Here is a 5,949-nt window from a genome sequence, read left to right on the forward strand (position 1 = left end):
CAAACCACGGTGGACAGCCGCAATCAGAGCGTTCCGCCGGTCACCTCGACCAAGCCTGGCCGGGCTGCGGTCGTACGACCAGTAAATAAGTAGCCACGATCCGGCGTGACAGCCGCGAGGCGTGTCACTTCCGAACAGGGTGCCAGTGGTGATCGACAGCCCAACGGGGTCGTTCCACTTCCTAGGAATTGGAACGCTGAGGTGCCACGGGAGAAGCCCTCGTGTCAGGTGTGAGCGGGCGGGTGGATCATGGCCTGGTGGCATTGATCTGGCGTGACGTCTTCATCCCGTCCACCGTCGTGGACAGCGACGGGTTCACCGCTGAGGTCGGCGGCACTGTCAGCATGGCGTTGGAGCTCTACTGCCAGTGCTGGACAGCCGCGTCTGACGGCGACCGTCCCGGGCCGATCGCGGTACACCCCGGCACCTACCGCGGTGCCGACGTCAGCAGCGTGCACGAGCTGGTGGGGGTTGCCGTAGCCACCGAGAACGTCTGGGCGACCGGCTGGGTCCTCGACGTTGCCGGCCTGCTGCTGTACGTGGACCAGGCCCCGGCCCCCGGGATCCGGGGGCGGCCAACTCCGAGGTGCATCGGGACCCGACCTCGTGGACGGGCATCCCGGCTCCCGGCTCGGCGGTACGCGTCAAAGGAACGCTGAGTATGGCCGAGTACTACGTTACGTCCGGTTTCGAGCCGGGAGGAGACACTGCTGCAAGGCGCGACCCGCACTTGGTCGGTGCGGCGCATGACCCGGCTGGAGCGCGACGGAGGGCGCAATGGCGTGCAGGTCACCGACCGCTGGCACCCCCACAGGCTCGGGTACCTGCTGGATCTTGAAGAAGTGGCGGAACGCCCGGCAGGCCCTTCCTGTTGATGAGCAGCACCAACACGAACCGTTCCACTTCCAAGGCTGCGGAACGGGCCCAGTCGGGACGTCATGGCCGAGATCATCTTCGGGTTGGCGTCACCCAGCCCAGCCCCGGCCCAACGCGAGGCGGAAACTCAATCGCCGCTTCCGAACGACGGCATCGTCGAGTTCGTCTTCGCACTTGACGGGTAGCTCACCATGGATCGGCGGAAGATGTGCTCTCTCAGCCGATGAGCGGATGCGCTCGACAGTATTGCTGAGTCGGCGTGTCGCCCGAATCCGGACGCAACCTCGCGGACCAGGAATGGTCAGCCGGCTACGTCGGCAAGGTGATGCACTACGTCATGAACCATGTAGCGGCCCAGTGAGCCAAGGGTGAACGCCGACCCATTCGAACGCCTCCCAGGGCGGTTCCACGCGTACTCCGGTACCGCTGCGAACACCGCCGATGTGTGACGGGCCCGCGCCGCAAGCTGCTCAGCGACGACTTCCGGCGCCTGCTGCCAATATCGTCCGGCGAGAGCCGTGGCGTCCTGGTCCCAATCGGCGAAGCGCGCATCATCGTCGGTGAGGATCAGTTCGGCTCGCTCAGCGAATACACCGAACACGTCTCGCACGTGACAGCCATACTCCAGGGCGGACCAGACCGCCGGCGCGGGACGCACCGCCACGTCGTCGCGGTCCAGCACCCGAATCCACCGGGGCACTAACTGTGTGACGGTGACCGCAACGTCGACCGCCGCAAAGTGCCGGCCATCAAACCCGCAGAAGTCGCACTGCTCGTCAAGCACCCAGGTCCAGTCCTTCGAATCCGGGATCGGAGGCTCCGGAGTCGATGTTGTCCTGGAAGCGGCGGAGTCGCTGGTCATGAGCCGTGACCGTAGCGGCAACGGGGATCCTCCGCGATCGGATTTCACAGGCGGACACCAGCGTTCCCCGGGAACCACCGAGCGCATGGTGGCACCGGATCTGCCGCGATGAGCGCGCGAGCCATCGGTGAGAGGCATGACCCGCCGGTAGATGAACCGGCTGACCTCGGCCTCCTGCCGACGGACCTCGTACTGAAGTGGCACGTAACCGCCAAGATCAACGGCTACGCCGGGTGACGTGCGTTCGATTATGGGGTGGCGGCCCCGCGGCGGGGATGCAAGCGGCTGGACAGCACCGCGACCAGTGGCCAGCACGCCTGCGCGCCGGCGGCCGAGCGTTCCGCCAGTCCCACTCGACCACCGGTGTTCAGAGTTGCACCGAACCAAGCAACCAAGCCGAGCAATGCCACCGCCGCGGCAACGGACACGACCGGTCGCAGCGCCACCGGGCCGCGGCCGTCCCGGCGACAGGCAAGCGCCGGCCACACCGCGAGGGCCACGAACGCCACCGCAGCGGCCCCCGCGTGTGCTGGCGCGCCGCCCGTCACCGGAAGCGGGAACACCGCGACCAGCACCGTCGCCAGGCCACCAAGACCAAGCACGACCCGACCCGCTGAAGACGCCCATGGCAGCCCCAGCGCGGTAACGCCGTGGCAGACCCCGACACCCAACAGCGCCACGGTCATCAACCAACGGTCGGTGGCACCCTGTGCCGCCAGTGAACTGATCGTCGCTACCGTGCTGTCATAGTCCTCCGGCTGCCGTTGCGCAGCCAGGGTCCATCCGCCGATCAGCACAGCGGGGGCCGCTGCCGAGGACAGCAACGCCCACCAAGGCGTAGACGAGCGCATGATCACATTGTGCCGGACCACGTCCTCAACGAATCGTGCGCCTTCCACTCAACATGCCGTCACTTCCGCGGTCAGCGCCCCCGCCATCGGGCATCTTGAACTGCCGAGGAGAGCGCGTCGGGCGGCAGCGCGACGATCGGCTAGGGCGTCCCGAAATCGTCTAGGAAACGCCATCCGGGATGTTCGCGGTGGAGTAGGTCTAACTGTCCACCCCAGTCGTTCGATTCAAGGCGCTGCGTGGGCTTGACAGCTGTCATCCCGTTCTCGCGACTGAATCCCCAGCTGAACCCGGCAATGGCTTTGACCACCCTCGTCTCGCCTTCGAAATCCTTGATGTAGGTCAGGAAGCTTTGGCACAACCAGTCAAGGTCAGCGTCGCTGCGACGCGCCGGAGCGTCGAACAGGGTCGGCGTGATGCCGAAGAAGCCGAACGGGTGGGGTACTTCTCCCACGAACATCAGGGGATCCATCTCGAAGGCTTCCCCGCCGCTGTCGTTGTCAGTGGAGCGAACCATCTGGACCCAGCCCATCAGGCTGTCGTAACCCTTACCCGGGTACTCGATGGTGGCACGGCAATGGGGCAGGCCGACCGCCCCTGGAGAAGCGCCCACATCCTCGGGGTCGCGAGTGACGTCAATAGTGATGTCGATGGCGCCTCGGATGCCACGCAACGAGAAGGGTAAATGCATAAGGCGACCCTATCCTGATGCGTCGACGTCCTGATCTGCCGCGATCAGGTACGGTACTCCGCGTCATTGAGGGCTTCCGGGGCACACCTGGTCCTGGGCTAGTCATCCCACTTGAACAGCTCCGGGTGGTTGGCCAGTTCGGCCTGGAGATTCGCAAGGTTTGTCACGTGAAACGTGACGAGGCCGCACCCAGCGCAGGCGAGTGCTCGCACAGCCGTCACGTCTCGAATGCCCCAACCTCGCCGCGTCTTCCTCCAAAGCTTGACTTCCTGGCGGTCTATGTCGGTGCGCACGCCTACTTCGACGCGGGTGCCGTCACATGCAGGACATGGCGGATGTGCCGCGGGTGGAGCCACGCTCATGGCCTTAGATCTACCACAGCACCAGCTCCGAGCCGAGCTGTCAGCGCTTTCCGCAAACTGACCCTCTGCGGGTTCGGGAAAGTTAACCCCCTGACCTGCGGTTATGAGCGTTTGTTGCGGGTTTCCTTGGCGAGGAGTTCTCGCCGGTGGCGGGTTCGGTAAGAGTCGCCGGTGAGGGTGAGGACCTCGGCGTGGTGGACGAGGCGGTCGATCATCGCGGCGGCGACGATGTCGTCGGCGAAGGTCTCGCCCCAGCGGCCGAACGGCAGGTTCGAGGTGACCATGATCGAGGCTTGTTCATAGCGTGAGGCGATGAGCTGGAAGAACAGGTTGGCCGCGTCCTGATCGAAGGGGATGTAGCCCACCTCGTCCACCACGATCAGTTTGTAGCGGCGGATCTTCTTCAGTTCGGCGTCGAGTCGTCCGGCTTGATGCGCGGTGGCCAGTCGGGTGATCCAGTTGCTGGCGGTGTCGAACAGCACCGAGTAGCCGGCGTGGGCGGCCTTGATGGCCAGCCCGATGGCCAGGTGGGTCTTGCCGATCCCGGGCGGGCCCAGCAGGAGCACATTCTCGGCTTTAGCGACGAACGTGCCGGTGGCCAGGTGCGCCAGGACGTCGCGGCGTAGCGATGGCAGGTGGTCGAGGTTGAAGTCCTCCAGGGTCTTGACGTGCGGGAAGTGTGCGGTGCGGATGCGCATCGTGGTGCCCTTGGACTCCCGGTCGGCGACCTGGCGTTGCAGCACCGCGGCCAGATACTCCTCATGAGACCAGTTCTCGTCGCGGGCCTGGACGGCCAGTTCCTCCCAGAACAAGCCGATGGTGGGTGTCTTGAGGACTCGGGTCAGGTAGCCGATCAGCGACGGCAGTCCGTCGCCGGCCGGAGCCCGGGCTGGTGTTCGAGTCTTTGTTGCCGTGGTCACTGGTTACTCGCTTCCGATGATGGGTTGAAGTCGACGCCGAACAGGGCGTCGTAGTCCGGCAGGGCCCGCATCGTGACGGCGTGACCGTCGGCGTGGTAGCGGGTCGCGGCCTGCCGCCGCCGTTGTTGCTCGGCGAACTCGCGCCGCAGCACCGCTGCGGCCTGTTTGTGGCCGGGGTCGGTGACCACGGCCTGTTTGGCCCAGCTCCGCTGATGCCAGGCGACGAGATGGCCGTCGCAGTGGACGGCGACCGTGTCCAAGCTGGCGGTGACGTCGACGAACCGGCCGATCACCCGCGGGTCGACCGAGTAGTCCACGGTGTCGACCCGCACGTAGTAGTCGCGTCCGAGCCGCACCCGTTCACGCAGTCCGACCGCCGGTGCTGTCGGCGGCAGGACCAGCAACGACGGATACTCGACGTCGAGCATGTCGACCGGCCGGCCCTGGATCGAGCGGACCGTGCGGGCGTTGGCGAACGGCAGCCAGTCCGCCAGTTGCGTGTTGAAGTCGCCTGGTGAGGCGAACGTGCGGCCGGGCAGGAACGAGGTTTCCAGGAACCCGTTGGCGCGTTCGACCATGCCTTTGAACTCAGCGTCCCGCGGCGGTGCCAGCTGGATCCGGCTGGCGAGGGTGCCGGCGAACGTCGCCGCCGGGACGCTGACCCGCCCGGTCCCGCCGATCGCTGATTCCCGGTCCCATAACAGCGTGTGGGTCACCCGGCCGACGCCCTGGATCAGCAGCCACATCCCGGCCAGGATGTCCCCGGCCTGCCGCGACGGGATCATCACCGCGGTCATGAACCGGGAGAATGCGAGGGTCATCACCAGCACCGGCAACATCCGTTCCTGACCGGCCGCGACCGGGATCCGCGGTTCCGGGAACCACAGGTCACACTGCGTCAACCGGCCCGGCTCATAGACCACCCGGTCCACCGGATCCACACCTGCGTACTCCGGCCGAATCCGGGTCAGCAGCTTCTTCATCGGGCTCAGTGAGTGCGGCCAGCCGACCCTTCGGGCGATCTCCGGTGCCGGCATCCGTGGCCACTCGGCCAGCAACGCCCGCACCCGCGGTTCGAACGCGTCGGTCACCGACCCTCGCGGGGCCCGCTCATACTTCGGCGGCCGGTCCGAGGCCAACGCCGACCGCACCGTGTTCCGGGCGATCTTCAGCCGCCGAGCGATCTCCTTGATGGGCACGCCCTCGGCACGATGCAACCGACGGATCTCAGCCCAGTCCTCCACCTTCAGCACCCCTTCCAAGATCAAGGAAGAGGGGGTCAACTTTCGCGGATGGCGAATTCGAGCCGTCGTCGCAACACTGGTGCTCAGGATGATGCCACGGCCGTGTGGAACACCTCCGCGGGCGTGCGCCATCCCAAGCATTTGC

General features: G+C 66.2%; 6 protein-coding genes. 1 reads left to right on the forward strand and 5 read right to left on the reverse strand.

Annotated features, from left to right (window positions below; all coding sequences use genetic code 11):
- Positions 1 to 257 precede the first annotated feature (257 nt).
- Positions 258 to 659: a hypothetical protein gene (locus AB0G04_RS44065; RefSeq protein WP_360996694.1), complete on the forward strand. Its 402-nt coding sequence runs from the start codon at positions 258 to 260 to the stop codon at positions 657 to 659.
- Positions 660 to 1,177: 518 nt separating this feature from the next.
- On the opposite strand, the gene AB0G04_RS44070 is transcribed toward AB0G04_RS44065, so the two are convergent.
- The 5 genes from AB0G04_RS44070 to istA form a co-directional block, all read right to left on the reverse strand.
- Entirely contained in the window at positions 1,178 to 1,738 is a 561-nt protein-coding gene (locus AB0G04_RS44070; protein WP_360996697.1) for a DinB family protein, read from the reverse strand.
- 248 nt (positions 1,739 to 1,986) lie between these two features.
- A complete protein-coding gene (locus tag AB0G04_RS44075) occupies positions 1,987 to 2,589 on the reverse strand; it encodes a DUF998 domain-containing protein (RefSeq protein WP_360996700.1) in 603 nt (200 codons plus the stop codon).
- Between the two features lie 140 nt (positions 2,590 to 2,729).
- Positions 2,730 to 3,278, reverse strand: coding sequence for a hypothetical protein (locus AB0G04_RS44080; RefSeq protein ID WP_360996702.1), 549 nt, complete (start codon positions 3,276 to 3,278; stop codon positions 2,730 to 2,732).
- 463 nt (positions 3,279 to 3,741) lie between these two features.
- Positions 3,742 to 4,560, reverse strand: coding sequence for an IS21-like element helper ATPase IstB (gene istB / locus AB0G04_RS44085; RefSeq protein WP_360996705.1), 819 nt, complete (start codon positions 4,558 to 4,560; stop codon positions 3,742 to 3,744).
- A complete protein-coding gene (istA, locus tag AB0G04_RS44090) occupies positions 4,557 to 5,813 on the reverse strand; it encodes an IS21 family transposase (RefSeq protein WP_360996708.1) in 1,257 nt (418 codons plus the stop codon). Before istA ends, istB begins: the two co-directional genes overlap by 4 nt.
- Between the last annotated feature and the right edge of the window lie 136 nt (positions 5,814 to 5,949).

This window comes from Actinoplanes sp. NPDC023801, from assembly GCF_040639655.1.
Classification (GTDB): Bacteria; Actinomycetota; Actinomycetes; order Mycobacteriales; family Micromonosporaceae; genus Actinoplanes.